The 25,920-nt window shown below is 58.1% G+C and carries 30 protein-coding genes; 3 read left to right on the plus strand and 27 right to left on the minus strand.

Annotation, left to right across the window (positions count from 1 at the left end; all coding sequences use genetic code 11):
- Positions 1-4: 4 nt before the first annotated feature.
- From PD282_RS16460 to PD282_RS16590, 27 genes are all read right to left on the minus strand, one after another.
- On the minus strand, positions 5-781 hold the full coding sequence (locus PD282_RS16460) for an RNA polymerase sigma factor (RefSeq protein ID WP_274651736.1): 777 nt from the start codon (positions 779-781) through the stop codon (positions 5-7).
- A 233-nt stretch (positions 782-1,014) separates the two neighbouring features.
- Positions 1,015-1,836, minus strand: coding sequence for a sporulation transcription factor Spo0A (spo0A, locus tag PD282_RS16465; protein ID WP_274651737.1), 822 nt, complete (start codon positions 1,834-1,836; stop codon positions 1,015-1,017).
- Positions 1,837-2,073: 237 nt separating this feature from the next.
- Positions 2,074-3,405 (minus strand): SpoIVB peptidase, encoded by a 1,332-nt coding sequence (gene spoIVB / locus PD282_RS16470; RefSeq protein ID WP_274651738.1) that lies wholly within the window; start codon positions 3,403-3,405, stop codon positions 2,074-2,076.
- A gap of 122 nt (positions 3,406-3,527) precedes the next feature.
- Complete coding sequence (recN, locus tag PD282_RS16475; protein ID WP_274651739.1) at positions 3,528-5,228, minus strand: DNA repair protein RecN; 1,701 nt, start codon at positions 5,226-5,228, stop codon at positions 3,528-3,530.
- A gap of 69 nt (positions 5,229-5,297) precedes the next feature.
- Entirely contained in the window at positions 5,298-5,753 is a 456-nt protein-coding gene (ahrC, locus tag PD282_RS16480; RefSeq protein ID WP_274651740.1) for a transcriptional regulator AhrC/ArgR, read from the minus strand.
- A 60-nt stretch (positions 5,754-5,813) separates the two neighbouring features.
- Positions 5,814-6,272 carry a hypothetical protein gene (locus PD282_RS16485; RefSeq protein WP_274651741.1) on the minus strand — a complete coding sequence of 153 codons (459 nt, stop codon included), beginning with the start codon at positions 6,270-6,272 and terminating at the stop codon, positions 5,814-5,816.
- Between the two features lie 213 nt (positions 6,273-6,485).
- Positions 6,486-7,304, minus strand: a complete 819-nt coding sequence (locus tag PD282_RS16490) for a TlyA family RNA methyltransferase (RefSeq protein ID WP_274651742.1) — start codon at positions 7,302-7,304, stop codon at positions 6,486-6,488.
- A 17-nt stretch (positions 7,305-7,321) separates the two neighbouring features.
- Positions 7,322-9,220, minus strand: a complete 1,899-nt coding sequence (gene dxs / locus PD282_RS16495; protein ID WP_274651743.1) for a 1-deoxy-D-xylulose-5-phosphate synthase — start codon at positions 9,218-9,220, stop codon at positions 7,322-7,324.
- Between the two features lie 133 nt (positions 9,221-9,353).
- Complete coding sequence (locus tag PD282_RS16500; RefSeq protein WP_274651744.1) at positions 9,354-10,259, minus strand: polyprenyl synthetase family protein; 906 nt, start codon at positions 10,257-10,259, stop codon at positions 9,354-9,356.
- Positions 10,260-10,263: 4 nt separating this feature from the next.
- Positions 10,264-10,518 carry an exodeoxyribonuclease VII small subunit gene (gene xseB, locus PD282_RS16505; protein ID WP_274651745.1) on the minus strand — a complete coding sequence of 85 codons (255 nt, stop codon included), beginning with the start codon at positions 10,516-10,518 and terminating at the stop codon, positions 10,264-10,266.
- Between the two features lie 4 nt (positions 10,519-10,522).
- Positions 10,523-11,875, minus strand: coding sequence for an exodeoxyribonuclease VII large subunit (xseA, locus tag PD282_RS16510; protein ID WP_274651746.1), 1,353 nt, complete (start codon positions 11,873-11,875; stop codon positions 10,523-10,525).
- 16 nt (positions 11,876-11,891) lie between these two features.
- Positions 11,892-12,749 carry a bifunctional methylenetetrahydrofolate dehydrogenase/methenyltetrahydrofolate cyclohydrolase FolD gene (gene folD / locus PD282_RS16515; protein WP_274651747.1) on the minus strand — a complete coding sequence of 286 codons (858 nt, stop codon included), beginning with the start codon at positions 12,747-12,749 and terminating at the stop codon, positions 11,892-11,894.
- A 61-nt stretch (positions 12,750-12,810) separates the two neighbouring features.
- Positions 12,811-13,260, minus strand: coding sequence for a transcription antitermination factor NusB (nusB, locus tag PD282_RS16520; RefSeq protein WP_274651748.1), 450 nt, complete (start codon positions 13,258-13,260; stop codon positions 12,811-12,813).
- A 104-nt stretch (positions 13,261-13,364) separates the two neighbouring features.
- Positions 13,365-13,595 carry a DUF2273 domain-containing protein gene (locus PD282_RS16525; protein WP_274651749.1) on the minus strand — a complete coding sequence of 77 codons (231 nt, stop codon included), beginning with the start codon at positions 13,593-13,595 and terminating at the stop codon, positions 13,365-13,367.
- Between the two features lie 12 nt (positions 13,596-13,607).
- Positions 13,608-14,171 (minus strand): alkaline shock response membrane anchor protein AmaP, encoded by a 564-nt coding sequence (gene amaP, locus PD282_RS16530; RefSeq protein WP_274651750.1) that lies wholly within the window; start codon positions 14,169-14,171, stop codon positions 13,608-13,610.
- A gap of 200 nt (positions 14,172-14,371) precedes the next feature.
- Positions 14,372-14,779, minus strand: coding sequence for an Asp23/Gls24 family envelope stress response protein (locus PD282_RS16535; protein WP_274651751.1), 408 nt, complete (start codon positions 14,777-14,779; stop codon positions 14,372-14,374).
- 217 nt (positions 14,780-14,996) lie between these two features.
- Positions 14,997-16,367, minus strand: coding sequence for an acetyl-CoA carboxylase biotin carboxylase subunit (gene accC / locus PD282_RS16540; protein WP_274651752.1), 1,371 nt, complete (start codon positions 16,365-16,367; stop codon positions 14,997-14,999).
- A 27-nt stretch (positions 16,368-16,394) separates the two neighbouring features.
- Entirely contained in the window at positions 16,395-16,877 is a 483-nt protein-coding gene (accB, locus tag PD282_RS16545; RefSeq protein ID WP_274651753.1) for an acetyl-CoA carboxylase biotin carboxyl carrier protein, read from the minus strand.
- Between the two features lie 452 nt (positions 16,878-17,329).
- On the minus strand, positions 17,330-18,001 hold the full coding sequence (locus PD282_RS16550; RefSeq protein WP_274651754.1) for a SpoIIIAH-like family protein: 672 nt from the start codon (positions 17,999-18,001) through the stop codon (positions 17,330-17,332).
- A 35-nt stretch (positions 18,002-18,036) separates the two neighbouring features.
- Positions 18,037-18,699, minus strand: coding sequence for a stage III sporulation protein AG (gene spoIIIAG, locus PD282_RS16555; protein ID WP_274651755.1), 663 nt, complete (start codon positions 18,697-18,699; stop codon positions 18,037-18,039).
- Positions 18,700-18,716: 17 nt separating this feature from the next.
- Positions 18,717-19,511 (minus strand): stage III sporulation protein AF, encoded by a 795-nt coding sequence (gene spoIIIAF, locus PD282_RS16560; RefSeq protein ID WP_274651756.1) that lies wholly within the window; start codon positions 19,509-19,511, stop codon positions 18,717-18,719.
- A 31-nt stretch (positions 19,512-19,542) separates the two neighbouring features.
- Positions 19,543-20,883 carry a stage III sporulation protein AE gene (spoIIIAE, locus tag PD282_RS16565; RefSeq protein ID WP_274651757.1) on the minus strand — a complete coding sequence of 447 codons (1,341 nt, stop codon included), beginning with the start codon at positions 20,881-20,883 and terminating at the stop codon, positions 19,543-19,545.
- A gap of 7 nt (positions 20,884-20,890) precedes the next feature.
- The gene (spoIIIAD, locus tag PD282_RS16570) at positions 20,891-21,286 is read right to left on the minus strand and encodes a stage III sporulation protein AD (protein ID WP_274651758.1); all 396 of its coding nucleotides are present in this window, start codon (positions 21,284-21,286) and stop codon (positions 20,891-20,893) included.
- 42 nt (positions 21,287-21,328) lie between these two features.
- Positions 21,329-21,532: a stage III sporulation protein AC gene (spoIIIAC, locus tag PD282_RS16575; protein ID WP_110043494.1), complete on the minus strand. Its 204-nt coding sequence runs from the start codon at positions 21,530-21,532 to the stop codon at positions 21,329-21,331.
- A gap of 15 nt (positions 21,533-21,547) precedes the next feature.
- Positions 21,548-22,066 carry a stage III sporulation protein SpoIIIAB gene (gene spoIIIAB, locus PD282_RS16580; protein WP_274651759.1) on the minus strand — a complete coding sequence of 173 codons (519 nt, stop codon included), beginning with the start codon at positions 22,064-22,066 and terminating at the stop codon, positions 21,548-21,550.
- Positions 22,059-23,066, minus strand: a complete 1,008-nt coding sequence (gene spoIIIAA, locus PD282_RS16585) for a stage III sporulation protein AA (RefSeq protein WP_274651760.1) — start codon at positions 23,064-23,066, stop codon at positions 22,059-22,061. The genes spoIIIAB and spoIIIAA overlap by 8 nt, the downstream gene beginning before the upstream one ends.
- Positions 23,067-23,210: 144 nt before the next feature.
- Positions 23,211-23,477, minus strand: a complete 267-nt coding sequence (locus PD282_RS16590) for a YqhV family protein (RefSeq protein ID WP_274651761.1) — start codon at positions 23,475-23,477, stop codon at positions 23,211-23,213.
- A 200-nt stretch (positions 23,478-23,677) separates the two neighbouring features.
- Between PD282_RS16590 and comA the strand changes: the two genes are divergently transcribed.
- From comA to PD282_RS16605, 3 genes are all read left to right on the plus strand, one after another.
- The gene (gene comA, locus PD282_RS16595; RefSeq protein WP_274651762.1) at positions 23,678-24,526 is read left to right on the plus strand and encodes a phosphosulfolactate synthase; all 849 of its coding nucleotides are present in this window, start codon (positions 23,678-23,680) and stop codon (positions 24,524-24,526) included.
- 92 nt (positions 24,527-24,618) lie between these two features.
- Positions 24,619-25,329 (plus strand): 2-phosphosulfolactate phosphatase, encoded by a 711-nt coding sequence (locus tag PD282_RS16600; protein ID WP_274651763.1) that lies wholly within the window; start codon positions 24,619-24,621, stop codon positions 25,327-25,329.
- 99 nt (positions 25,330-25,428) lie between these two features.
- Entirely contained in the window at positions 25,429-25,890 is a 462-nt protein-coding gene (locus PD282_RS16605) for a DUF441 domain-containing protein (protein ID WP_274651764.1), read from the plus strand.
- The last annotated feature ends 30 nt before the right edge of the window (positions 25,891-25,920 follow it).

Genomic DNA, 25,920 nt, shown 5'->3' on the forward strand with positions numbered 1-25,920 from the left:
TGAGTTAAGCCGCAGCTCCCATGATGACGGAACCGCTGCCGATTCGCATGGAACCGTCAATACGGCCATCAACGCGAGAACGGGTTTCGGTGGTCATATGACCGATGGCAATCGCAGACACGGCAGGCTTCGTACGTTCGTACGCGAGCCGAACCAGCGCCTGTGCGTCGGCTTGACGGAAAGCCTCCAAGTAAGAAGCAATCCATTCCGCGGATATGGGCTTTTCGCTTTCGGAATCAGCGCCCGTGACCTCGTCCGAGTCCCGTTTCTGGGCGGCAATCGACGTTCTGGCGCGGTGCAGGCATGCTTTTACAGCCCCCTCCGATATTTCCAGCCACCTGGAAACTTCGGGTGACGTATATTTGAATACATCGCGCAGCAGGAACACGGTCATTTGCAGAGGAGTCAGCCTCCGGACAATCCGTTCCAGCGCCGCTTCCACATCGGATGGATTCGGAAACGGATTCTCCCGCAAGCAGGCTTCCTCGCAAAGCTGCTGATCAATCGTTTCGAAACGCGCCCGGCGCTTACGGTCAATCCGGCTGTTTTTGGCAATTCGCATCAGATAAGCGAGCGGGTTTTGATGCGAACGTTCGCCGCAGATGACGGGCAGTGCGCGGAGAATCGCTTCCTGCGCCAAGTCCTCCGCATCCCAGGCCGATTCGGTCAGGGATAGACAGTACCGGAACAGGGACTGCTGCAGCTCCCGGATCTCGTTCCACTCCCCCGTTTCGGAGCGGGGACGATAAAAACCGCCGTCGACGCCATGTTTTTGCTGCAACCGCGGCACCTCCTTTGTATTTCGTCTTCACATTGTAAACGAATCGGCCGGCCAAAACGATACGCTGAAGCCAAATTAAAGTCCGTTTTCCCTAGGAGTACCGGCTATACGCCTTCTTTTGGCGAAGGGACAAAATTGTTCCCTCAACAATGGAAGCCCGTACAATAAAAAAGCACTCCCGCAACGGAACAAGCCCGTCCAAGGAGTGCCGGTTATTCATCAATTTCTTCCTTTCAGCTGACTTTATGCTCGATCCGCAGCTTGTCCGCAACCATCGCGATAAATTCGCTGTTCGTCGGTTTCGACTTGCTGATGTTGATCGTGTACCCGAACAAATGACTGATGCTGTCAATATTGCCGCGCGTCCAAGCGACTTCGATGGCATGCCGGATGGCGCGTTCGACACGGGAGGGCGTCGTCTTGAATTTTTCCGCGATTGCCGGATATAGCGTCTTCGTAATGGCGCCTAAAATTTCGATGTTGTTGTATACCATCGTGATCGCTTCGCGAAGGTACTGATACCCTTTAATATGAGCCGGAACCCCGATTTCATGGATGATGCTCGTAATATTCGCATCGAGGTTTTTTCCTTTGGCGATCGGCACGACATTCGACTTCATGGTCAGAGACGAAGCGGTCGAGAAGGACGAAGACGAGGAGGAAACGACCGTCGCATTACCAACCAGCTGACGAATACGATTAGCCAAAATTTCCATGTCAAACGGCTTTAATATGTAGTAGGATGCACCGAGCTGAACCGCCTTTTGCGTAATGTTTTCTTGACCGAATGCAGTCAGCATAATAATTTTCGGCATCGGGGACAAATTCATCTCGCGGAGACGCTCGAGTACGCCGAGACCGTCAAGATGAGGCATAATAATATCGAGTATGAGTACATCCGGTGCTTTGCGCGATTCTTCGAGCAGGCGGAGCACTTCTTCGCCGTTATAAGCTACACCGGCTATGACCATATCGTTTTGTTCAGAAATATACTCCGACAGCAAATTCGTGAATTCCCTGTTGTCGTCAGCCAACAAAACCTCAATTCTTTGCAAGATCCTTATCCTCCTTAGACTGTAAACGTCGTTAATATAATATTGGCCCTCATGATGTTCTTCATTTCTGTCTGTTTAAATGGGTTCGACATCGTGAATTAAATTCCTTCTGTCGAATAATATTTTTCTTTATTTTTATTGTTACGTGCTTTATAATAAATAATTTATTACATGGAATACCACCATTCGAACAAATTCGACACTACAAGCTGTAAAACCAAAAATCCTAAGGGGCGATTATGCCGCCTTAAGATTTGGTTTTGCCTCCGGCTGCTTCAAGAGCACGCCGGCATCCTGAAGCATCCACTCGATAAAGCATCCGTATCCGGACGTCGGATCGTTAACGAATACGTGGGTCACGGCACCGATAAGTCTTCCGTTTTGAATGATCGGACTTCCCGACATGCCCTGAACGATGCCGCCGGTTTGTTCCAGCAATCGAGGGTCGGTAATTTTAATTACCATTCCTTTTGTGGCCGGTGATGATTGGTGCGTGACGTGGACGATTTCAACGTTAAACCGTTCCACCTTTTGTCCGTTCACGACGGTCAGCAGCTGAGCCGGGCCTTCCTGCACTTCCTCCGCAAAAGCGACCGGAATCGGCTGCTCGTTGTAGCTGTGAGATGGAAGTTCTTTCATTTTTCCGAAGATGCCGAAGGACGTATTTCGTTCAATATTTCCAAGCACTTTGCTTTCTTTAATAAAATGCGCTCGCTTCTCGCCGGGTTCGCCGCTCTGGCTTTTATTGATCGAGGTGACGTTGGACTGCAAAATTTGGCCTTCGCCCACTTCAATCGGTGTCTGTGTATCCATATCCGTGATGACATGGCCCAGAGCACCGTATACGCCCTGATCCGGCGCATAAAACGTCAGCGTTCCGACACCTGCTGCGGAATCGCGAATGTATAGTCCGAGTCTCCATGCGCGGTCTTCAATGTCGTACACCGGGGAAAGCTTCGTTTGGAACAGCTTGGTACCCCGTTTGACGGTAAGCTCGAGCTGCCGCTTCGATTTGCCGGCTTCTTCGGCCATTTCGGCCATTTTATGAACTTCATTGACGTTCTTGCCATTAATATGGGTGATCAAATCGCCGAGCTGAAGATCCGCCTCTTCGCCTGGAGATACCTTGACGCCTTTGCTGCCGACTACCTGATGATGGCCAACAACCATAATGCCCGCGGACCGGACTTTAACTCCGATCGTTTGCCCGCCCGGGATGACCTTAAGATCGGGCACGACATTCACCTTGACGGTTTTAAACGGAATTTTCCCGAACAGCTTCAGTTTAATCGTTGCGGGTCCGCTTTGGTTTGCTTCAATGGATAAGGGCTTGTTCAAATCGACGGAATGCAAACGGGTCGAAGAACCGTTCACCTGCAAGGTCGGAGGATCGACCGTAACCTGCGCGTGTACAGGCATGCCGTAATGCAGCTGTTTTAACTGTCCCGAGAATATCCGCAGCTCATTGGGAAAGGCGGCGTAATGCTGAAAAGGGGAGGACATACCGAGCATACAAACGATGATGACAAGAACAAGACCGAGCCACCGTTTCCGCTGGTTGGCATTCAATGACTTCACGCTCCCTGTTGCTTCATCGCTTGACGAGAAAGGTGTTCGCCATTTGCGTACCTTTAAGGTATCCCTGCCCCTAATGTTTTATGTCGCCAAAAACATTCCCTGAATGCCTCTCATTACGCCCCCTTTTGCCTGTGCGCCAAGTCGAGCATTTCCTGCGCATGGTGCCGCGTTTTTTCCGTTACTTCCACTCCGCCGAGCATCCGGGCGAGCTCTTCGATGCGCAGAACGGCTTCGAGCTCGGTCACGCTCGTCATCGTCCTGCCGGCAACGACCGATTTTTTAATTTCATAATGGTAATCCGCCATGCAGGCAACCTGCGGCAAGTGTGTAATGGAAAACACCTGGCACTGCCCGGATAGTCTCGACAGCTTCTCGGCGATCGCCTGTGCCGCGCGGCCGCTCACGCCGGTATCGACTTCGTCGAATACGAGCACCGGCACGCGGTCAATGGCGGCAAAAATCGCTTTAAGCGCCAGCATAACGCGGGACATTTCGCCTCCCGATGCGATCTTGCTGAGCGGCTTCAGCGGTTCGCCCGGATTCGGCGCGATCAGAAAGGCCGCTTCATCGATGCCGCTTGGCATCAAGCGGAAGCCGTCGCCGTCCTCATGCTGCGTCAGCTCGACCTTAAAGACGGTCCGTTCCATCTGCAGCTCGCGAAGCTCCGCTTCGATGGCGCCGGCCAGCCGCTTGGCCGCCTCGCGGCGGTGCGCCGATAACGTCTTCCCAAGGCGGGCCGCCTCCTGAAAGGCATCCTGCAGCTCCTGACGGAGCTTGCCGATATGCTCGTCGCGATTTTCGATTTTATCGGCTTCCGATTGAATTCGCTGCAAATAGGTTAAAATATCGGGGATCGTCTCTCCGTATTTCCGTTTCAGGCTGTTCAGCAGATCCAGCCGGTCGTCGATCAGCGCGAGACGCTCCGGGTCGGATTCCACGCCGTCGCGATAGCCCCTCAGCTGAAACGCGGCGTCCTCAAGCTGGTAAAACGCCGACTGCAGCTGCTCCAGCAGCGGGCTAAGCACGGCCGGATCGTAATCGCGGATATCCTCGATGCGCACAATCGAGCGGCTGATCGCATCCAGCCCTTTGCTGCCGTATAGATGCGCGTACGCCTCCGATGCGGAATCGCGTCTTTTGACGGCATGCATGAGCCGCTGTTTCTCCTCGAGAAGCTGCTCGTCCTCGCCTGCCGTTAATTGTGCCGAAGCGATTTCTTCGATTTGGAAGCGGTACAGGTCAAGCATCTGCATATTTTGCCTGCTTGAATCCTCAAGCCCCTTCAAATCCTGACGAACCGCCTCATACCGCCGGTACGTAGCGCGGTATTTCTCCACTAGTTTCGCCACTTGGTCGCCCGCATATGAATCGAGCCAGTCCAGATGCTTCTCCGTGCACAGAAGCGACTGATGCTCGTGCTGGCCGTGTATGTTGACGAGACATTCACCGATCTCGCGCAGCATCGACAGCGTGACGATGTGTCCGTTAACGCGGCTTACGCTTTTGCCGTGCACCGAAAGCTCGCGGCGAACGATCAGGCATTCGTCCGATGAAGCGTTTAATCCGAATGCGTTCAGCGTTCCCCAAACCGGATGACCCGAAGGAAGATCGAACATCGCTTCGATTTCGGCCTTGTCGCATCCGTACCGGACCATCTCCGACGCGCCTCTGCCTCCGACGACCAGACTGAGCGCATCGATCAGGATCGACTTGCCCGCACCGGTCTCACCGGTCAAAACATGGAAACCATGATGAAAACGGACGGTTACCGATTCAATAACAGCCAGATTGCGGATAGACAGCTCACGAAGCATGCGAATTCTCCTCCTTCATTAATCAAACGGTAAGTTCGTTATTGGCCCATCATCGGCGCCGTGCCGAGATCAGCTCATGAATTCCAGCAGCCTTGCGACGGTATCCGCGCTTTGCTTCTTGGTCCGGCAAATGATGAGAATCGTATCGTCGCCGCAAATGGTGCCCATCACTTCCTGCCATTCCATATTGTCGATCAAAGCGCCGATCGCATTCGCCGTACCCGGCAGACATTTCATCACGACTAGATGATCCGTATAATCGATATGCAGAAAATGGTCGGCAAGCGCGCGCTTTAATTTGTGCACGGGATTGCCCCGCTGTTCCTGCGGCATGGAGTATTTGTACCTTCCTTCCCCATCGCCGGAAGGCACTTTGATCAGCTGCATTTCCTTAATATCCCTCGAAACCGTCGCCTGCGTCACCTGCATGCCGTCGGCACGCAACGCTTCGACAAGCTCCTCCTGCGTCTCGATCGTTTGGCTTGTAATCAGTTCCCTGATCTTCATCTGTCTGACGCTCTTCATAAGACCCTCCTTTAAAGGTTCAGCATTCGTCTCGTCCTCTATATTGTGCCATTTCGGAAATCAGCCGAACCGGAAAACGATCGTGCGGATCGTTCTCTCCTTCTGATCGACGAACAGCACCCCTTCGCATTCGGGCAGCAGCAGCGCGTACACAAGCAGCCGATCCCGGACGCCGCTGCCTGTCCAATCGATCGGCATTCGGTCCCGCGCGGTCTTAACTATATAATGTTTGCCATCTTTCTCCGCAATCAAATCAATAAAAAGTCTGCTTTGCAGCTCCTCGCCGTCCAAGTCGATCGTAATCGGCACACGATATTTTCCGTGCGTCACCTCAAAGCCTGCCTGCTCCAGAAACCGGACGTTCTCGTCGTCCTCCCGCACTTTCTCCGCCTCGCTCAGCAGGAGTTTCGAGCGCATGCCCGGAGGCTCGTGCAGCCAGCGATAAAAACCGCGGTATACCCAGTATAGAATAAGCCCTGCCGCAACGATCATAACGAGCCAATCGCCGTAGTTTCCCATATCCGCACCTCCTCGCGAAAGCAACAGCTATAAATGAGTTTCGCGATGAAGGGTTGATTTTCCTCTTCCACCCAAACACGAACGCTTGTTTGGTTTTTTCAGTTTAACAAATTATTCGCCGAATGGAAAGGGGAACAAACGGTAAAATCGACAAAAAAAAGCTTTCCTCCTCGGCAGTCCGAAAAAGAAAGCTTCTCTGTATCCAAGCATAGGCTACGAAAAAGCCGATCCCGCTCCCTGCACGACCGACGCAATGAGCTCCTCTCCCGGTGAAGCTTTTGCGCCGCCCGGCTGCCATTGCCAATGCGCGAGAAATTCGATATTTCCTTCCCCGCCCGTAATCGGCGAAAACGTCAAATGCTTCAGCTCATAGCCCTGATCCGCCGCAAAACCGAGCACGGTACGCAGGACGTCCCGGTGTACCGACGGTTCGCGCACGACGCCCGATTTTCCCACTTTGTCCCGGCCCGCCTCGAACTGCGGTTTAATCAGCGCCACCACGGGCGCGTCCTCGGGCAGCAGCGTCGACAGCACCGGCAGAATCAGCTTCAGCGAAATAAACGAGACGTCAATGGTCGCCATATTCGGGCGCGGCCCTTTTAAATCCTCCGGCTTCGTATAACGAAAATTGGTCCGTTCCATCACGATGACGCGTTCGTCCTGCCGCAGCGACCAAACCAGCTGGTTGTAGCCGACGTCGATTGCATATACGCATTCGGCGCCGTGCCGGAGCGCGCAATCCGTAAAGCCGCCCGTCGAGGCCCCGATGTCGAGCATAACTGCCCCATCCATCGATAATTCGAACGTTCGTATCGCCTTCTCGAGCTTGAGGCCTCCGCGGCTGACGTAAGGGTGAACGGCGCCTTTCACGGCAATGGAAGCCGTTCTCGGCACCTTCGTTCCGCCTTTGTCGATCCGTTCCCCATCCACGATGACGAGTCCCGCCATCAACGCGGCTTTCGCCTTTTCCCTGCTTTCATAGTACCCTTGTTCCACAAGCAATATATCGATTCGTTCCTTCGCCGTCGTCATCTTCGCTCCCGCTCGCTTCAGGCCGGTCCGCCCGCGCGCTTGCGAATGCGCGGCATCATCGCTTTCAATTCCGAGACGACGCGATCCGCCGTCAGTCCCGTTTCCTGGCGCTGTTCCTTGATCGACCCGTGCTCGACAAACACGTCGGGAACGCCGACGATCCGCACGGGGACGCCGAATTTTCCGTGAAGCGAATAAAATTCCATGACCGCGCTGCCAAGTCCTCCAAGCTCCGAGCCTTCTTCAAGGACGACGACGTTTACCCGCTCGTCCGCGATCTGCATCAGCATCGACTCGTCGAGCGGCTTAATAAAGCGCGCATTCACGATCCGTACGTTAAGACCTTCGCGCTTCAGCTGCTCCGCCGCTTCTTCGGCCACCTGGAGCATCGGTCCGATCGCCAAAATGACGGCCGAATCCCCCTCGCGCACCGTTTCCCATGTGCCGATCGGAATCGGGGTCATTTCGGGATCGAGCGAAACGCCAAGCCCGTTAATGCGCGGATAACGGACGGCAATCGGCCCGCCGTCATATTCGATCCCGGTCCGCATCATACGGCGAAGCTCGTTCTCGTCCTTCGGCATCATCAGCACCATGTTCGGAATATGCCGGAGATAGGCGATATCGTAAACGCCTTGATGGGTCTCCCCGTCAGGACCGACGAAGCCCGCCCGGTCGATGGCGAAAAAGACATTCGCGTTATGGCGGCAAATATCATGCACAACCTGGTCATACGCCCGCTGCAAAAACGTCGAATAAACCGCAAATACCGGCTTCATGCCCGACATCGCAAGCGATGCGCACATCGTCGCGGCGTGCTGTTCGGCGATGCCGACGTCGATCATCCGTCCCGGAAACCGTTCGGCAAATTTAATCAGTCCCGAACCGCCGGGCATCGCTGGCGTAACTGCGACGATCCGGTCGTCCCGCGACGCCAGCTCGATGAGCGCATCGCCGAACACCTCCGTATACATCGGCGGCCCGACCGCTTTCAGCACCTGGCCGGATTCGATTTTGTACGGCGTAATGCCGTGCCATTTATGCGCATCCGCTTCCGCGGGCGAGTAGCCTTTTCCTTTGGTGGTCACCACATGGATTAACACTGGCCCGTGCGCTTTGTCGGCCTGCCCCATGACGTCCAGCAGCTGGTTTAAATCATGCCCGTCGACCGGACCGAAATAGGTAAACCCGAACTGCTCGAACAAAATGCCGCTGACGAGCAAATATTTGACGCTGTCCTTGAGCATGCTCGCCGTCTTGGCCAGCTTGCCGCCAATCGCCGGAATTTTGTTCAGCAGCTGGTTCAGCTCGTCTTTGGCCTTCTGGTAATGGCGGTCGGTCCTGATTTTGCCGAGATAATGGTGAAGAGCACCGACGTTCGGCGCAATCGACATCTCGTTATCGTTCAAAATGACCGTCAAGTTTTTCTTCTCGTGGCCGATATGGTTCAGCGCCTCGAGCGCCATGCCGCCCGTGAGCGCGCCGTCGCCGATCACCGCGATCACCTTGTTGCGGCCGCCCTGCAGGTCGCGTGCCAGCGCCATGCCCATCGCGGCGGACAGCGAAGTGCTGCTGTGGCCGGCTTCCCATACATCGTGGGGACTTTCCGACCGTTTGACGAAGCCGCACAGCCCCTTGAACTGGCGCAGCGTATCGAACCGGTCCATCCGTCCGGTCAAAATTTTGTGCACGTAGGACTGGTGTCCGACGTCGAAGATCAATTTATCGTTCGGGCTGTCGTATAAATAATGAAGCGCGAGCGTCAGCTCCACGACACCCAGATTTGGCGCCAAATGGCCGCCGGTTACCGACAGCTTCTCGATGAGAAACGTCCGGATTTCGGCCGCCAACTGCTCCAATTGGGCGACGTTCAGCGCTTTTAAATCCTCGGGCCCGTTAATATGCTCAAGCAGCACGTCATTTTCCTCGCTTTCCGGGTCAGCGGCATCCGCTGTCCAATGGCGTCATGCCTTGTCGTTAAATTATAGCATACCTTGAAGCGGATGCCTAAACAAACAAAGGGAATTCGCGCCTTTGCCGGCTGACGTCTCAATGATCCCGGCTCATCAAAAAGTCCGCGATGGAGAGCAAACGCTCCGGCATGGCGAGGTCCGCCTGCATGAGCGCCGACTTTGCCTCGTCCGTCAGACGGTTTACGAGCTCCCTGCTTTTGTCCAGCCCGAGCAAGTAAGGATAGGTTACTTTATGCCCGTCGATGTCGCTATTTTTCGGCTTGCCGAGCTTCGCCTCATCGCCCGTCACATCGAGAATATCGTCCTGCACCTGAAACGCAAGGCCGATTTTCTGCGCGAACTGCTCCAGCTGCCGAAGCTGCGCCGCGGAAGCGCCGCCGATTCGGGCGCCGGCGGTTACGGCAAAGACGATCAAATCGGACGTCTTGCGCAGATGAATATATTCCAGCTCCGCAAGCGACGTGACGCCCTGTTCGCCGAGCACATCGGCCGCCTGGCCGCCGACCATGCCGGAGGCTCCTGCGAGCTTCGATAAATCGGTTGTGATCGAAAGCAGCGTCTGAGCCGGCACGCCGCGCTCAGCGGCTTCGCCGACCGCGTAAAAAGCATGGGTCAGCAGCGCGTCGCCGGCCAAAATCGCCATCGCATCGCCGAATACCTTATGATTCGTCGGCTTGCCGCGGCGGTAGTCGTCATTGTCCATCGCCGGCAAATCGTCGTGAATGAGCGAATACGTGTGAATGAGCTCGACCGCGCACGCCACAGGCATCGCCGCTTGGCGCAATTGGCCGTCGCCGTTTACCGCTTCCGCCGCGGTCAGAACGAGAACCGGCCGCAGACGCTTGCCCCCGGCGTCGAGCGAATAGGTCATCGCGTCGCGCAGCCGGGACGGAATGCGCCAATCGGCCGGCAGCACGCGCTTTAAGGCCTGCTCGACTTCTGCAGCCGAGCTCGCGATATAATCCGATGTTGAAGCGTTCAAACGATTATTCTCCTCTGTCGTCGTTTGCCGGGGCAAACGGTTTTTTAACCACGCCGTTTTCGGATTCGATCAGCATCTCGATTTTGCGTTCCACCTGCTCGAGCTTGGCGCCGCACAGCTGGGAAAGTTTCATCCCCTCCTGAAACAGCTCGATTGCCGTTTCAAGCGGCACGTCGCCGCCTTCGAGCTTGCCGACGATCGCCTCGAGCCGTTCCATCGCCTCTTCAAAACCGATTTCCTGCCGTTCTTCCGCTCCCATTGCGTTACGCCTCCCCTTTCATGCCCCAAACCTGACAATCCAGCTGCCCGTCGGACAGCTTCACCTTCACCCTGTCGCCGGGCTGTACCTGCTCAATGGATTTGATGAGACGCTTCTCCCGCTCGTCGTAAACGAGGCTGTAGCCCCGCGACATGACCTTCAGCGGGCTTAATGCGTCAAGCTGCCGCATCCCGGACAGCAGATTCAGCCTGCGCTCCTTCATCCCGGCCAGCATTGCCGATTCAAGCCGTTTCGCCGCGGCTTGCAGCCGTTTGGCTTCGGCGGCGGTTTTCGTACCCGGATGAACGGCCTGCAGTGCGCCTTGCAGCCGCAGCAGCCGTTCGCGGTTCCGTTCGCTCAGCCGCACCGTCCGATGCTCCAGCCGCTCGGTCAGCCGGTCCAGGCGCTGCGCATGCTGAAGCAGCATTTTTCGCGGGCTGACGAACACCGGCGACCGCCTTGCCCGAAGCAGCCGTTCCTTGCGGCGGTCCACCGCGGTCTGCAGCGATTTCGCCATTCGCGCACGGAGCTGGCCGATTTGCCCCTGAAGCTCCAGCATGTGGGGCACCGCCAGCTCCGCAGCCGCCGTAGGCGTTGCCGCCCGAAGATCGGCCGCAAAATCGGCGATCGTATAATCGGTCTCGTGGCCGACCGCCGAAATGACCGGAATGGCGGATGCGGCGATCGTCCTGGCGACGGCTTCCTCGTTAAAAGCCCAAAGCTCTTCCAGCGAACCGCCGCCCCTTCCCACAATTAATACGTCGACCTCGGCCAGACGGTTCATCGTTTCGATCGCCCGGACGATGGAAGGCGCCGCGCCTCTGCCCTGAACGGAAACGGGAAAAAGCAGCACCGGCACGGAAGGATGGCGGCGCTGCAGCGTAATGAGGATATCGCGCACGGCGGCGCCGGTCGGCGACGTAATGACGCCGATCGCTTTCGGGAAGCGGGGAATCGGCCTTTTCCGCATCGGATCGAACAAGCCCTCTTCCTCCAGCTTCCGCTTCAGCTGCTCGAACGCCAGGTAAAGGCTGCCGATGCCGTCCGGCTGCATCTGCGTCACATAAAACTGGTAATTGCCGTCGCGCTCGTAGACCGACACGTTGCCTCTGGCGAGTACTTTGGCGCCTTCCTTCGGCATAAAAGGCAGCCGCTGATTATGGGAAGCAAACATAATGCATTTGAGCCGGCTGTCTTTATCCTTCAAGGTAAAATACATATGTCCGCTCGAATGATGCGTGAAATTGGAAATTTCCCCGCGCAGCCAGATGTCGCCGAGCAGCTCGTCCGACTCCAGCTTCATCCGGATGTACCGGTTTATTTCTTTGATCGAAAAAATGCGCGCTTCGCTTGCCATACGGCCCGCTCACCCCTTAACCCGAATGCGCCTGCCGTTTCGCCGCTTTCAGCGTGTTCAGCATCAGCATCGTGATCGTCATCGGCCCGACGCCGCCCGGTACGGGCGTAATATAGCCGGCCGTGTCCAGCACATCGTCGAAATCGACGTCGCCGGCGAGCTTCCCGTCTGGCAGCCGGTTGATGCCGACATCGATTACGGCTGCGCCCGGCTTCACGAACGATTTGCCGATCGCTTTCGGCCTGCCGATCGCTACAACGAGAATATCGGCCGTTCTCGCGATCGCTTCCATATCGGCCGTACGCGAATGGCAGATTGTCACGGTAGCGTGCTCGCGCAGCAGCAGCATCGAGACCGGCTTGCCGACGATGTTGCTGCGCCCGATCACGACTGCGTGCTTGCCGGAGATTTCGACGCCGGTGCGCTTCAGCAATTCGATGACGCCCGCCGGCGTGCAGGGCAGCAGGCTGTCGTCGCCGATGACGAGGTTGCCGACGCTGACCGGATGGAAGCCGTCGACGTCCTTGTCGACGCTGATGGCGTCAATCACCGCTTTCTCGTCGATATGCTTCGGCAGCGGCAGCTGAACGAGTATGCCGTGAATCGTGTCCTGCCGGTTCAGCTTGCCGATCAACGCCAACAGGTCCTCCTGCGACGTCTCGGCGTGCAGCCGGTGCACCTCGGAATAAAAGCCGAGCTGCTGGCACGCTTTTTCCTTGCTGCCGACATAAACTTTCGATGCCGGGTCCTCCCCGACAAGCACGACTGCGAGTCCCGGCACGATGCCGGCCGCGGTCAGCTTCGCCGCTTCCTCCCGGATTTCGATACGAATCGCATCGGATATTTTTTTGCCTTCGATCAGCTGTGCGCTCACGTTATGTATCGCCCCTTCAACATATTATCCCCTTAAGTCCCCTTGACGATCACTTAAGTCCCTACGCCTTCGGTTTCAGCTCGTCCAGCTCTTGAAGGAGCCGGCCAAGGACACCGTTGACGAATTTACCGGAATCGTCCGTGCCGAAATGTTTGGCAAGCTCGATCGCCTCGTTGATCGCCGCCTTCGGCGGAACGTCGCTGCGGAATACCATTTCGTAACAGGCAAGACGCAGCACCTGACGATCGACCCGCGAAAGCCGGTCAACCTGCCAGCCGGTCAAATACTGCTGCAGCATGTCGTCGATCGCCGCTTTATGCTCGGTTACGCCGTTGACCAGATTTCGGACAAACTTGTCAATGCCCTTCGCATCGCCGGCGTCGGCCCCGATTTCGTTCTCTTCCGATACTTCGTCCATCAGCATGTCGACCGCATCGCCGGATGATACCTCGTTCATTTCCATCTGATATAAGCTTTGGACTGCAATTTCCCGTGCTAGCCTTCGTTTCATGGCGCCTCCCGACACTTTCTTTGATCATTTTAAAAATATGATCTCCTCCCTGCTTCGAACGGCCGCAATCGGCCATCGTCCGGAGTACGGAGGAGATCACAGCGTCATTTAAACGGACGCCACCGTTCCATCAGCCACTCCGTCAGCCTATGCCAAGGGATGACCGGCCCGCTCTGCTCATCTTTCATTTTGCCGATCCAGTAGCCGATGCCGAGCAGCAGCGCGAAAAACAGCATGTCCCAAAATCCGACGATAAAATACAGGATTCCCAAAACGACGCCCGTTGTAACGCCGGCGATCCGTCCTCCATAGGTTTCCCAAATTTCCTTCCACATCCGGCAACACCCCTATTCCACGCGACTTTTAAAATTCGTCGTCTGGATGATGTTCGCCACGAAAACGGATACGCCCGAAACCGGTATCCCCGTTATTTCCTCCACGTGCGCTTTGACCGTTCGCTGGATCTCCTCGGTCAACGCCGGAATCGAGGTTTCTCCGTCCGCGACCGCCCGCATGGAAATGTCGATGCCCGCTTCACTGATTCGGATGCGCGCACGCAAGTCTTTGACGCCGCGCTGACGGCCTGCCGCTTTGAGCGCGAGATTTTCGACGGTTTCAATCGAAATCCGGATGTCGCCGAACTCCGTCCGCTGATCGATGGAAGGCGCCGATACGCTGCCGCGCCGGACGGACAGGTAGAAAAACCGCAGACTGATCAGGAAAAGCACCGCCGATACGGCCAGGATGACGGCTTGCAGCCATTTCGCCTGCCCCCCGTACACATCGCGCACGAAATTGGTCAGCCACTGCTCCTGCACCCAATTCAAGCCTACGCCAAACGCGACGGCCGCGCAAATGCCGATTGCCGAACTATACAAAAAAAGCAAAAGCTTGTCGAGCATTCTGATCAACGGGAGACGCCTCCTTGCCAGGATAGAGAGACGTCTCCTCCGCCTCGCGGAACGGAGGAGCTTGTCTCTTTTCTGAGGAAAAGGATCTATGATGTCCGGTCTGGCCGCTTTCGCCTTATGCCAGATAAAACCCCTTGCGCCGAGCGGATTGCCCAATCACAAGGGGGATCGCTGTTTCGTATCTGCCGCCGAAAACACGATTACTTGACGCGTAGCTGCGCGTCTTCTTCCTCCGGCTTCTCGGTTACCTTAAAATGAACGTCATGAATCTGCACGTTCACTTCAACGACGTGGAGCCCGGTCATCGTTTCGATGGAGCGCTTCACATTGCGCTGAATTTCGGCCGCGATTTCGGGGATGCGATTTCCGTATTCCACGATAATCGATACGTCTACCGCCGCTTCGCGCTGCCCGACCTCGACCTTGACGCCCTTGGACAAATTTTTGCGTCCGAGGAGTTCAGCGATGCCGCCCGCGAAGCCGCCGCTCATGCCGGCTACGCCCTGAACCTCGATCGTCGCCAGACCGGCTATCACTTCAATCACTTCGGGTGCGATCTGAATGGTGCCCATGTCGGTTCTCTCGTAATCCGCCGCCAACGTACTCATGGTTATCATACACCTCCCGATTTAGTGCCATACGGCTCCGGCCAAGCCGGGGCTCATCCGCATCTTATTTCTATACTATAGCATTCAGAGAGAAATATGACAAACAATCGCGGACCTCTCCGCCGGCTTGCGAAATCGCCCGGATCCGCATTTCGCACCGTACAATTCGAGCCCCGTCCGAGGCATTTGCAAGCTTTTCCGCCTGCGGTTATAAGCCTTATTCGTCCTGCGCATCCTCGGGCCGGTTGACGTCGTACTCTTCAAGAAATTTGATGTCGAAATTGCCCTTGACGAATTTCGGATGATTCATCAGCTTCAAATGAAACGGGATCGTCGTCTGGATGCCGTCGATCGCGAATTCGGACAGCGCCCGCTTCATGCGCGCGATAGCGTCCTCACGTGTCTCTCCCCAAACGATCAGCTTGGCGATCATCGAATCGTAATGCGGCGAGATCATATAACCGGGATACGCCGCGCTGTCGACCCGCACGCCCAAGCCTCCGGGAGGAAGGTAAAAATCGATACGGCCCGGCGACGGCATGAAATTCCGGTCCGGGTCCTCGGCATTGATCCGGCACTCGATCGACCAGCCGTTAATGTTCAGGTCGTCCTGGGTGATCGAAAGGGGATTGCCTTCGGCGACGGAAATCATTTCTTTTATCAGATCGACGCCCGTGATCAGCTCCGTTACCGGATGCTCGACCTGAATGCGCGTATTCATTTCCATGAAATAGAAATTCCCGTCGGGGCCGAGCAAAAATTCAAGCGTCCCCGCGCCAGCGTATTCAACCGCCTTGGCGGCGCGCACGGCCGCCAGCCCCATCCGTTCGCGCAGCGCCGGGCCGAGTACCGGACAAGGCGCCTCCTCGACGAGCTTCTGGCGGCGCCGCTGTACGGAGCAGTCGCGTTCGAACAAGTGAACCGCATTGCCGTGCTTATCGGCCATAATTTGAATTTCGACGTGCTTCATGCCGGTCAAATATTTCTCCAAATAAACGCCGGCGTTGCCGAACGCCTTCTGCGCTTCCTGCTGGGCCGTCGTGATCTGCGCGATCAGCGACTCCTCGTTTTCGGCGATCCGGATGCCTTTGCCGCCGCCGCCCGCCGTCGCTTTAATAATGACGGGGTAGCCGATTTCCCGCGCAACGCGAATGGCCTCGTCCAAATCCTCGACAAGCCCCTCAGAGCCCGGTATGACCGGCACGTCGGCCGATTTCATCGTCTGCTTCGCGACCGATTTGTCGCCCATTTTGCTGATAGCTTCCGGCGAAGGACCGATAAACGTGACGTTGCATGTTTCGCATATTTCGGCGAAGTCGGCGTTTTCGGCGAGAAAGCCGTAGCCGGGATGGATGGCGTCGCAGCCGGTCAGCGTCGCAACGCTCATAATGTTCGTCAAATTGAGATAGCTGTCCTTCGATGCGACCGGACCGATGCAGTAAGCCTCGTCGGCAAGCCGCACATGAAGCGATTCGCGGTCCGCTTCGGAGTAAACGGCGACCGTCTGAATGCCGAGCTCGCGGCAGGCGCGGATGATCCTAACGGCGATTTCGCCCCGGTTGGCAATAAGAATTTTACTGAATTTCAATGCGGAGGCTCCTCTCGCGAAATAAACTTATTCCGGTTTAACCAGAAACAGCGGCTGCCCGAATTCGACGAGCTGTCCGTTCTCGACGAGAATGTCGACGATTTCGCCGCGCACCTCGGCTTCCAGCTCGTTCATGAGCTTCATTGCTTCGAGGATGCACACGACCGTTTTCTCGCCTATGCGGTCGCCGATATTGACAAACGGGTCGGCATCCGGCGACGAAGCGCGGTAAAAGGTGCCGACCATCGGCGATACGATTTGCAGGACGTTGTCGGCTTTCTCCGCAGGCCGGGAAACGGCGGGCTCTGCGGCAGCCTGAACCGCCGCTGCGGCAGCGGGCGCCTCCGGTATATATGTGGGAACGACGGGCGCAGCCTGCACATTCACCGCCTCGGCTTTGCCGGGCTTGCGGATGAACAGCCTTGCGCCTTCATTTTCGATTTCGAGTTCATGTACGGAAGTTTGATCGACCAGCTTGATCAATTCTTTAATCTCGCTAAGCTTGAACACTCGTTTCACTCCTAAAAGTTGTTTGCGATCTTCTCCGCTATGCGCCGCACGCTTCGGGAGCAGGGCCTTTTGCGGCTGCGGTTCTCCCGCAAGCATGCCGCGAACGGGCAAATCCCGCCTCCCGTGCATGCGCTTACCAAAACTTGCACATAACAGTCCCATTATAGCATAAACGCGGACGAACACGAACTCCAATTTAACATGTCCTTCATATGAGAAAATACGGAAGTCGCTTTCTACTGGCGGAGGAACAAGATTTCCCCAGAATTCGATTGCGTAAGGAAGACGAAAAGCTAATTTTTTCTGCCGCTCTAAGAAGAAACGGCCGGCGCCGTCCATTGACGGCGAAGCCGGGAGATAGCATAAAGCATGGGCGGAATTTTATATTTTGGATCGCCCGAAAAAAAGCCCCGCAGCCGCTGACCGCGGCCGCGGGGCGCCGGCCTCGCCGCTTAAGGAAGGTACTGCACCGAAACCTGGTCCGCCGTCGCGCCAAGCTCCTTCACGACCTTCATGACGATGCTGTCCGCCTGGCTGCGGTCCAGCTTGTCGCTTTGGACGACAACGCGGTAGCGGTTATTCTCCTCGGTGACGACCGCGTTTTTGTACTGCTTCGTCAGCTCTTCCTCGAGCGCGGTGACTTTCGTGTTTTTGTCCTCCAGCTGATCCAGCTGCTCGACCGCTTTATTCGCCGCAGTGGCATTCGCCTTGGGATCCGTCGTCGCGCCCATCAGCTGGTTGTATTCGTTATAGAACTGCTGATCGCGCTTCTCCTGCAGCTGGTTGAACGTATTGTCGCCGGCGTTCGAAGAGGCGTATTCGTCCAGCACCTGCTGGTCGTCCTTCGAAACGGCCTGATCATTCTGGGCGGAGTCTGCAGCCGCGCTATTAGCCGACGATGCGTCCGACGTTTGCGCAACATCCGTCACGTTGATGCCGTTCGGATCCAGCGTGCCGCCGGAAGCCTCGGTTGCGCCGTTCTGCGCCTTCTGCTCCTGCTTCGTTCCGTCCGTCAACAGGTCCGGCGATGGAGTCGTATCCTCGGTGAACAAATAATACGCCGACAAAATCACCATCAGACTAAGCATCGATACGAGCCAAACCGTTTGTCTTTTCGTGTTCATACTCGAGCATCCTCCTTAGTTAAGGTTCAAATTGTTTACGATTGATGCTTTCTCGGCACAACCGAAATTCGGTTGACCGGAACGTCAAGGCCCTTTTCTACGGCATCCATAATGATTTGCCTTACCGTGGCGTTCTCCGCGCCTTTGGCGACGATGAGCACGCCGCGGATATCCGGCTTGATGCGTTTCGTGACGATCGGCGACTGGCCGCCCGATGTTTCGTACAGCACGACCTGGCCGCCTTTCGTAATTGAGGTAATATGGCGCTTTCCGCCGTTTTTGTCGTTCTCGTCCGTCACCTGCTGCGTCTCGTTTTCGTTCTGCTCGTAGACGGTTTCGTCGGTCGAATCGACGGTCACGAGCACGTCGACGGAACCGACGCCGACAATATTTTCCAATATTTCCTTCAGCCTGTTCTGCAGGGTCAGCTCGATTGTCTGAAACGGATCCGAGCCGCCCCCATCCTGTCCGAATAACGCCGTTTGTTCAGATGCCGGTGCGGACGAAGCGGGCTGCTGCTCCTGCTGACGGTTCGGATCGACCTGGCGGAACGTCAGGAAGGAATTCATCAGCATCAGTGCGGCGCCGATTCCTCCGATGATAAGCAGCCACCGCAGCGTTTTCACCCGTTTCGGTCCGCCCGGCCCGCCCGACCCGCCGCCGACGGCAGACTCGAGCCCTTCCAGCCATTTCGCCAAAGCCGCCTCCCCCTTTCTTACTTGCCGCCGTCCGCCGCTTGAGCCTGCCGCACGATCACGGCGCCCGGGTCGACCGCCCAGCCTTCGCTCAGCACCCGCTTGACGGCTCCCGCCGCGGCTCCGCCGGCCGGTTTGTCATCCTCGCCGTTCCCGAAGGCGGGAACGCTGTCGTCATCGCCGGAAGCTTCGCTCGTCACCGTCACGGTTACCGGTTTCACCGGTTCAATATCTCCGCCGCCGGCCGAGCTTCCTTGCTGCCCGGCAGCGGAATCGGATGCGGATGACCCGTCCGTTCCCGGGCCGCCGTCCGGCGTACCGGACGCTGCGCCGGGAGAATCCGTGCCTTCATCGCGTGCGGCTAGCGTCACCGTGACCGACGCGACCTTCGGCGAATCCTTGCGCGAATCGTCCAGTTTCACCGCGACGCTCTCGACGGCAAGTCCGGTGCGGGCCGCGACCTGCTCCTTCATCGCCTCCGCCAGCTTGCGCTCGGCGAGCGCCTCCGCCGACGCCTGCTGGCTGCTGCGGAGCGACATCGCTCCGCGCTCGATGTCCTGCAGCGTCGGCATTTTCAAATCGGAGACGGAGGATGACGTATCGAACCAGCCTTCCAGCGACTCGTCCAGTTTGGTCGTGAAATCGCCCTGCAGCATGCGGACGACCGGCGACAAAATCGTGAGCAGGATCAGCAGCCCGGCTACCAGCCGCACGTACCGCTGCATCGCTTTGTTCGGCAGCAGCAGGTCGATAAAACCGGCCAGCAGCACGACCGCGATGATTTGCTCGAGCCACCTTGCCAGCCAGGTCAGCATCCCGAATCCTCCCTTCCCTTCCGGCTTCGCTTCAGCGGATCATGGCGGCGGCGTTGCCGGCGGCGAGAATAATCGTGACGGCCAGGAAAAACATGAGCCCGACCGCGGCGACGGCGGCGAAGACATAGACGAGCGTTTTGCCGATCGTCTGCAGGCAGTAGGTGACCGGACTGTCGCCGAGCGGCTGCATCGCGGCGGCGGAAACGTTGTAGATCAGGGCGAGCATCAATATTTTGAGCGCCGGGAAAGCACATAGAATGATGAGAATGATGACGCCCGCAAGCCCGATCGAGTTTTTGACCAGCAGCGAGGCCGACATGACCGTATCCGCCGCGTCCGAGAACGTCCGCCCGACGACGGGCACGAAGTTTCCGGTAATAAATTTTGCCGTCTGCATCGCGACGCCGTCCGCCACCGAGCCGGATGCTCCCTGTACCGAGATGACGCCGAGAAAAACCGTGAGCATGACGCCCATCAGACCGACGCCGATGTTCCGCAGCACGTTCGCCAGCTGGGTGACCTTGAATTTGTCGGTTAAGGCGCTTGCGATGTGCAGCACGGCCGAGAAAAACAAGAGCGGAAACACGATCGTGTAGATCACGGTGCCGACGGCATGGATCATAAAGACGATCAGCGGGTGGAGCACCGATACGGTGACGACGCTTCCCGTCGAGGCCAGCAGCGTGAGCAGCAGCGGCACCATCGCCACCATAAACTGGATCATGCCGCCGATCGCGTCCTTTGCGTAGCCGATCGCGACGTTGAAGCTGTTGACGGTCAGCACGATGACGACCATGTAGATGATGCTGTAGGCGATCTTGCTGACGGAGCCGCGCTCAAACGCGGTCTGGAGCGTTTCGAGAATCATGCTGAACACGGTCAGGATGACGATCGTGACGAGCAGCTTGCCGTTGTACAGCACCTCGTGCAGCACGTATTTCAGCAGTCCCGACAGCACGGTCGTCAGCTTGAGCCCGTGTCCGCCCGGCATGACCATATCGATAAAGCTCGGCACTTTGCCGTCCGGAAAAAAGCCCCCGTAATCGTTCATCAGCCGGTTCCAGTAGCTCTCGACCGCTTCCGTATCGATCCCTTTCAGCTGTTCGTCCGCCAGATCCCGGTTCAGCGACGCGGCGCCCGGATCCTGAAGCTTGTCTGGTCCGCTCCCGTCTTGTAAGTCCCCGTCTCCCGCCGGCTGCTGATCGGTCGGCGGCGGTGCCGGATGATCGGCTTGTACGGGATTCACCTGGGGATTCGTCAAATCATTCGGCGCGGCTGCCGCCGGCAGCGCCCAGAGCAGGACGGCCAAGACGGCCGCCGGAAGCGCCGCAAGGCGCAGCAGGCGGAACATGCGATGCAGGCGAAGCGTCATGCTGCGTTCAACTCCCCGCCGGCAGCAGGCCGAGCACCGTCTCGACGATGACGCTGATAATCGGAACGGCCATGACGAGAATGAGCACCTTGCCGGCAAATTCTATTTTCGAAGCGACGCTTTCCTGACCCGCGTCCCGCACGATCTGGGCGCCGAATTCGGCGATATAGGCGATGCCGATGATTTTCAGAATCGTCTTCAAGTAGATGGACGGTATGCCGGAGCGGTCCGCCAGCTGCTCCAGCACGCCGATCACCGCGTCGATTTTGCCGATGACGTACAGAAAAATGAACAATCCGGTAAAAGCGGCGAGCAGAAAGGCGAACATCGGCTTCTGCTCGCGTATGACGATAATCAGGATGGTCGCAATGAGCCCGAGGCCGACGATCTGAATCATTTCCACGACTGCTTCACCGCCCTGCCGCTTGGTGCCTGACGAGCGCCGTTATTGGAACAAAAAAATCGTTTTGATCTCCTGAAACAGATCGTTCAGAAGCCGCACGACCATAAACAGCACGACGACAAACCCGATCAGCGTAACCCAATGCGCCATATCTTCCTTTCCCATCTGCTTCAACACGGTATGGATCATGGCAATGATGATGCCGATGCCTGCAATTTGAAATATGGCGCTCACATCAATGTTCATTCATCCGGCACCCCACTAAACGATCAAAATGACGACAAGCGCCGCGATGAGAACGCCGAGGCTTTTGCACATGTTACCGTACCGCGCCTGCTCGTCTCTTGCCGCTTCTTCCTCGGTCGACAGCTGCTGCACCGCGAGCCGCAAATGTTTGATCTGATCCATGCGGTCGCTGGCGCCGAGCACGGCGCCGAGCCGGATGAACGCCGCCTGCTCCGCTCCCCGCATCGCCGTCGAAGGCCAGTGGCGGCTGACCGACCGCTCCCAGCACTCCCGGAACGTAAGCCCGTCCGCCTCCCCAAGGCGTTCGCTTACTTCCGTCAGGAGCGAAGCGGCCGGCTCCGGCAGCGATGCGGCCGAGCGGCTGAGCGCTTCCGGCAGCGGCGTATAGCCGTAGCCGATTTCGGTTTCGAGCCGCTGCAGCGCATGGATCAGCAGCCGGATTTGGCGGGGCCGCAAAGAGAGGCGCGATGCCTGCAGGAAGCCGATCATCGTGCCGGCGAACAGGATGAGCGCCGCTCCGATCAGCTTAACCATAAGCGCCGCCCCCTTTCGCATGTGTCGGCTCCCGGGCAGCCGGCGCCTTGAATGCCGAGACGGGCACGATCGCGCCCGCCAGGCCGCTGCCGGTCCGGCGCAGCTCCACCGCCAGCTCGAACGCCCCCGCCGCCAGCAGTCTGCGGATAGCCGGCCGTCCCTTGGCCTCTTCAAAATCGGCGGCATGCGCGGTCGCGATGACGGATACGCCGGCGTGGCTGGCGTCGAGAATGGCGTTCGCGTCCTCTTCGCGGCCGATCTCGTCCACCACGATCACTTCCGGCGACATCGAGCGCAGCAGCATCATCATGCCTTCGGCCTTCGGGCAGGCGTCCATCACATCGGTGCGAGGTCCGACGTCGAACGTCGGCACGCCCCGCAGGCAGGCCGCGATTTCCGAGCGCTCGTCCACAATGCCGACCTTCCGGCCCGGCCAGCTCTCCGCGGCGGGGTGCCCCCACCATCCGCCGCTGACGGCCCGCGCGATATCGCGGATCAGCGTCGTTTTTCCCTGCTGGGGAGGCGCGACGACCAGCGTCGAGTAAACCGATTTCCGCCGCCGGTCGAGCAGCTTGGGCAGCACGCCCGAGGCCGCGCCGACGACCTCGCGGGCGATCCGGACGTTAAACGCGCCGACGTCGCGGATGCCCCGGACGGCGCCCGATTCCAGTACGGTTCGGCCGGCGATGCCGATCCGGTGGCCGCCCGGAACCGTAATATAACCGCGGCGCAATTCTTCTTCCATCGCATAAAGCGAATGATCCGTCAGCCGTTCGAGCAGCTTCCGGCATGTTTCGGCCGACGGCTTGTACGCTTCGTCCGGCTTCAGCAGCGGCTGCCCGCCTTCGCCGATGAAGCGGAAGCCGTCCGCGGCGCCGACTTCAAGGGGCCGTCCTTCGCGAATCCGGATTTCCTCCACCGTCTCCTTCAGCCGTTCCGGCATTTGCGCGAGAACGGTGCCGAGCTCAGCAGGCAGCAAGTGCAAGACGCGATTCAGCATGCATCCATCCCTCCCGGAACGTCTAAGCTCTCGCAAAACGTGCGTTTCGTAGTTTCATAGGCTGTTTTGCATGGATCGCTAGTTTTAATCTATTCGCGCGCCTGCCGGGATATGACAAGCCTCCCGCCGATTGCCGCGGAACGGTCACTTTTTTAACACGCCCGTCAAAATGCACGCGACGCCCGCGACGACCCACAGCATTTTTCCCATCGACAGTTTATCCGACAGGCCGATCAGGCCGAGCGTCGTCGTCGTGATGAGCACGATCGGGCCGACCAGCGCAAGCGAAGAATTGACGATCAGCGCTTTGTCGATCTGATTGAGCCGCAGCATGATCAGCGCCGCGATAATTTCCAGCGAACCGGACAGCACGCGGAGCGACGCCATGCTTAATACGATTTTGTTTAACACGGTCCTTCCCCCTTCATCCGGAAATAGCCTCTAGTACAACCTATGCAGGCTTGTCAGAGGTTCATGCCGCCCGGACGCGATTCGCGTTTCCGGCCCTCATCCGGGCACCTGCCCCGCCCGCGGCGCATATATTGCTCTCGTACCCGCCGCTTGCGACAGGTGCCGATTGATATTCGAATGATAAGCGAGGAGATTGATTCATGAAGTCCATTCCACGCCAAGCATGGCCCTCCGAACTGCACGATCCGAGCGGCCTCCGCCATTCGGGCGGCTCCGAGTCTCCGTTTCACCGGCAGGCCGGACGCGGTCAAACGATGGTCATCGATAAGGGGCTCGGACGCAGCGCCTTCACCGATCTGCTGGAAACAGCCGGCCGCTACATCGACTGCATTAAATTCGGCTTCGGTACGGCCCCTCTATATTCGACCGAGCTGCTGCTCAGCAAAATTGAGTTAGCCAAACGGTGCGGAATCGTCGTCATGCCCGGCGGCACGCTGCTTGAGACGGCCGTGCAGCAAAATGTAGCCGGCGATTTCTTTGATTCGGTCTGCAGGCTCGGCTTTGACGGCATCGAGGTGTCCGACGGCACGATCGATCTGCCGCGCAGCCGCCGGACCGAGCTGATCAAGGAAGGCTGCAGGCGGGGCCTTCGCGTCGTAACGGAATACGGAAAAAAACTAAGCGGATCGTTAATCGATGCGGAGGAGCTGGCCGCGACGGCGGACGCGGACTGGGTCGCCGGGGCCGAGTTGGTCACGGTGGAAGCCCGCGAATCCGGCGTCGGCGTCGGCCTGTTCGACGAGAACGGCGCATGCCATGACGATGCGCTTGAATCGGTGTGCCGCGCAATGGGCGACGTCAGCCAGCTGATGTGGGAAGCGCCGCTGAAGCACCAGCAGGTGCTGCTGCTGAACACGTTCGGCCCCGGCGTCCATCTCGGCAACATCCCGCCCGGGGAAGCATTTTCGCTTGAAACGATGCGCCGCGGGCTGCGCTCGGATACGTTCCAATTCGGCATCCGCGGCGAAGCGGCGCAATATATGATCTGACCGGCCGCTCAGGCCGCAGCGCGCACAGCGTACCGGTGCGCGGTGAGGGCGGGGCATAACGGATCGGGAGATCGGAAGGCGGAGGAAGCCAAATGCAAATCGAAGTCATTGCCAGCGTTAATGAGGCGAGGGCGGACAAATTCACGCACCGGACGGCGATCGTCATCGATGTCCTGCGCGCGACCAGCACGATCGTCGCTGCGCTCGACGCAGGCGCGGCGGGCGTAATTCCCGTGGAAACCGTGCTGGAGGCGCGAGCGCTGCACCGCGAGGGCCAACTGCTCGCCGGGGAACGGTTCGGACGCAAAATTCCCGGCTTCGAGTTCGGCAACTCGCCGGAGGAATTCGGCCCCGGAGCTGCCGCGGGCAAACGCATCGTGCTGACGACGACGAACGGCACGCGCGCGGTGCAGAAAGCGATGCGGGCCGACCATCTGCTAGCCGGCTCGCTGCTGAACGCGACCGCCTGCGCCGAGACGGCGGTGCTGCTGAAGCGGGATATCGTGCTGCTCTGCTCCGGAAGCCACGACGAATTCGCGCTGGAAGACGGCTTGTGCGCCGGGCTGTTCATCAGCCGTATCCGCTCGATCTGCCCGTCCGGTATAGTGGCCGACGATTTGGGCATCGCGCTGCAGGGGCTGTACGACAGCGCGGCCGAGCGGATCGGCGAGCTGCTGTTCAGCGGCGCTTCCGGCAAAAGGCTCGTCAAATTGGGCTACGGCCGCGATGTCGAGTACTGCGGCCGGGTCGATCTGAGCCGGACGGTGCCGCGGCTCAGCGGGGACATGATGGTGGCGGGCTGACATATCCGGAGAGCTTGTTCCATACAATGGAAGTATGGACGCCTTTCAAGCGGCTGGACGCGCGGGGGCGGCGATGCTTAAGTTGGAGGAGCAAGCAAGATGAGCGGTGAAATCATACTGGTGGCACTGATTATTATCGGATTGATCGGCCGTTCCCCGATCATCTCCACGGCGGCCTGCGTGCTGCTGATCGTCAAGCTCATCCATCTGCAGCGGTTTCTGCCGTCGATCGAACGGCGGGGCATGGAGCTCGGGCTGCTCTTTTTGACGCTCAGCGTGCTCGTACCCTTTGCGGCCGGGCGCATCCAATCGAAGGATATGATCGGGGCCGTGACGTCATGGCCGGGCATTCTCGCGCTGGTCGGCGGAGCGGCCGCCACCTACGTCAACGGCAAAGGGCTTGAAATGCTGAAATTCGACCCCCAGCTCATCGTGGGCATGGTCGTCGGCTCGATTATCGGCATTATTTTTTTGCGCGGCATCCCCGTCGGGCCTTTGATGGCGGCCGGCATCACCGCAATCCTGTTTAAGGTGTTCAAGCTGCTGATGGACCGGTTCTAGCCTAGCCGGCGGCGCACAAAAGAAAGCCGG

Source organism: Paenibacillus humicola, from assembly GCF_028826105.1.
Lineage (GTDB): Bacteria > Bacillota > Bacilli > Paenibacillales > Paenibacillaceae > Paenibacillus_Z > Paenibacillus_Z humicola.

Coding starts and splice junctions, on each gene's coding strand:
- recN (WP_274651739.1), bottom strand. CDS start 5,228: ATGCTTCGTGAGCTGTCTATCCGCAATCTGGCTGTTATTGAATCGGTA.
- ahrC (WP_274651740.1), bottom strand. CDS start 5,753: ATGAAGAGCGTCAGACAGATGAAGATCAGGGAACTGATTACAAGCCAA.
- PD282_RS16485 (WP_274651741.1), bottom strand. CDS start 6,272: ATGGGAAACTACGGCGATTGGCTCGTTATGATCGTTGCGGCAGGGCTT.
- PD282_RS16490 (WP_274651742.1), bottom strand. CDS start 7,304: ATGACGACGGCGAAGGAACGAATCGATATATTGCTTGTGGAACAAGGG.
- xseB (WP_274651745.1), bottom strand. CDS start 10,518: ATGGGAGCGGAAGAACGGCAGGAAATCGGTTTTGAAGAGGCGATGGAA.
- xseA (WP_274651746.1), bottom strand. CDS start 11,875: ATGGCAAGCGAAGCGCGCATTTTTTCGATCAAAGAAATAAACCGGTAC.
- nusB (WP_274651748.1), bottom strand. CDS start 13,260: ATGAAACGAAGGCTAGCACGGGAAATTGCAGTCCAAAGCTTATATCAG.
- PD282_RS16525 (WP_274651749.1), bottom strand. CDS start 13,595: ATGTGGAAGGAAATTTGGGAAACCTATGGAGGACGGATCGCCGGCGTT.
- PD282_RS16535 (WP_274651751.1), bottom strand. CDS start 14,779: ATGAGTACGTTGGCGGCGGATTACGAGAGAACCGACATGGGCACCATT.
- PD282_RS16550 (WP_274651754.1), bottom strand. CDS start 18,001: ATGAACACGAAAAGACAAACGGTTTGGCTCGTATCGATGCTTAGTCTG.
- spoIIIAF (WP_274651756.1), bottom strand. CDS start 19,511: ATGCTGACCTGGCTGGCAAGGTGGCTCGAGCAAATCATCGCGGTCGTG.
- spoIIIAE (WP_274651757.1), bottom strand. CDS start 20,883: ATGACGCTTCGCCTGCATCGCATGTTCCGCCTGCTGCGCCTTGCGGCG.
- spoIIIAC (WP_110043494.1), bottom strand. CDS start 21,532: ATGAACATTGATGTGAGCGCCATATTTCAAATTGCAGGCATCGGCATC.
- spoIIIAB (WP_274651759.1), bottom strand. CDS start 22,066: ATGGTTAAGCTGATCGGAGCGGCGCTCATCCTGTTCGCCGGCACGATG.
- spoIIIAA (WP_274651760.1), bottom strand. CDS start 23,066: ATGCTGAATCGCGTCTTGCACTTGCTGCCTGCTGAGCTCGGCACCGTT.
- comA (WP_274651762.1), top strand. CDS start 23,678: ATGAAGTCCATTCCACGCCAAGCATGGCCCTCCGAACTGCACGATCCG.
- PD282_RS16600 (WP_274651763.1), top strand. CDS start 24,619: ATGCAAATCGAAGTCATTGCCAGCGTTAATGAGGCGAGGGCGGACAAA.
- PD282_RS16605 (WP_274651764.1), top strand. CDS start 25,429: ATGAGCGGTGAAATCATACTGGTGGCACTGATTATTATCGGATTGATC.